Source organism: Paenibacillus sp. OT2-17 (assembly GCF_009827695.1).
GTDB classification, from domain to species: Bacteria; Bacillota; Bacilli; order Paenibacillales; family Paenibacillaceae; genus Paenibacillus; species Paenibacillus polymyxa_B.
The window spans coordinates 1-1,343 of sequence record NZ_WUDQ01000786.1 but is presented as its reverse complement, the minus strand read 5'-3'; the positions used below and the strand labels follow the sequence as shown (position 1 = coordinate 1,343).

The window sequence follows — 1,343 nt, the reverse complement described above, 5'->3', positions numbered from 1 at the left end:
TGGGGCAGCGTAACGGCTGAAGCCACGAAACAACTGAGACAGGATAACCCCTGAATTGCCGCGGGCTCCCATCAGCAAACCTTTGGATAATATGCCGGACATGACACCGATGGAGGAAGAGTCCCCCCTCTTTAATTCCGTTACGCCCGCGCTCATCGTCAAATTCATGTTGGTTCCCGTATCACCGTCTGGCACTGGGAATACATTTAGTGAATTGACATGTTCCGCATGCTGCTGTAATTGTTCCGCCCCGGCTAAAACCATTGCGGTAAAATCTGTTCCATTCAAAGAACGATTACTCAAGAGAATTCCCCTTCCTAGCTTAATACACTTGTTTTACTATCAACCTTCACAACACCTTATTCAACTGTGCGTACAGGTTCAATTGAATTATACTAAAGCCAGACGACGAATACGAATATCACACTTTCGTAAGCTTTTGTACTCACGTCTGGTCGTTCTTCTACAGGTCATATAAAATGAAAAACCAGTCAACTGCCTAACAATAAATCATCGGCTGGAATGATGACTATAGTCCCGCCTCTGAACTGCCGGCATGACTGGAATAAGAATTCACATTCCATTTTAATACAAAATAATCGCAGCAATAACTATCCCATATTGTACTATAATGCGAAAGAGAAATAAATAAAGTTTTTGAATCAGTTGACGGAGCTTTTTTGACTATGATATTATATTTAAGTATTGTTTTGTTCAGGTTAGTGACTTACAAAGTCCGGCTGACCCAGTCGGCCTGAAGAGAGACCCGTTCCATATGGAATTTGGTTATTTTCAGAATAGGAGGTGGAATCATGTCTCGTAAATGTTCTGTAACAGGCAAAAAGCCTGGCAGCGGTAACCACGTATCTCACGCTAACAACCGTAATCGCCGTACTTGGGGCGTCAACGTACAAAAAGTTCGCATTCTCGTTAACGGTAAACCGAAACGCGTTTATGTCAGCACTCGTGCATTGAAAGCCGGTAAAGTGACTCGCGTGTAGTCGTAAAAAAATATCGTTATAAGCAAAAGGCACCTCGTTTTAAACGGGTGCTTTTTTGGTTATTCGAAAAGTAATATCCATCTGGTTCAGGAGAACAAAATGTCAGGCACCTTCCCGTGCGTTCCTATCTTTTACTGCCGAGCCACCTATCTGTTGTGCCCGGGAAGCGTGCCCTGTGTACCTCCAGCTTTCATCCTACATCCTGTGTTTACATTACGTTGAATTCAGTTTTTCTGGAATGTATTCAAAATGGCTTTAACGAATACACCCAGATATTTTGGCAGCTTGATTGTGTAAAACTTCACGCCTCACCCTCCCCATCATCCTCCTGCATCCGTTCTC

Annotated in this window: 3 protein-coding genes; 1 reads left to right on the top strand and 2 read right to left on the bottom strand. The window is 43.3% G+C overall.

Annotation, left to right across the window (positions count from 1 at the left end):
- On the bottom strand, nt 1–303 hold a 303-nt coding region (locus tag GRP75_RS27110), incomplete at its 3' end, for a DAK2 domain-containing protein (protein ID WP_160790907.1).
- A 509-nt stretch (nt 304–812) separates the two neighbouring features.
- On the opposite strand from GRP75_RS27110, the gene rpmB reads away from it, so the two are divergent.
- The gene (gene rpmB, locus GRP75_RS27105) at nt 813–1,001 is read left to right on the top strand and encodes a 50S ribosomal protein L28 (protein ID WP_013310881.1); all 189 of its coding nucleotides are present in this window, start codon (nt 813–815) and stop codon (nt 999–1,001) included.
- A 224-nt stretch (nt 1,002–1,225) separates the two neighbouring features.
- On the opposite strand, the gene spoVM is transcribed toward rpmB, so the two are convergent.
- The gene (gene spoVM, locus GRP75_RS27100; protein ID WP_160790908.1) at nt 1,226–1,306 is read right to left on the bottom strand and encodes a stage V sporulation protein SpoVM; all 81 of its coding nucleotides are present in this window, start codon (nt 1,304–1,306) and stop codon (nt 1,226–1,228) included.
- Between the last annotated feature and the right edge of the window lie 37 nt (nt 1,307–1,343).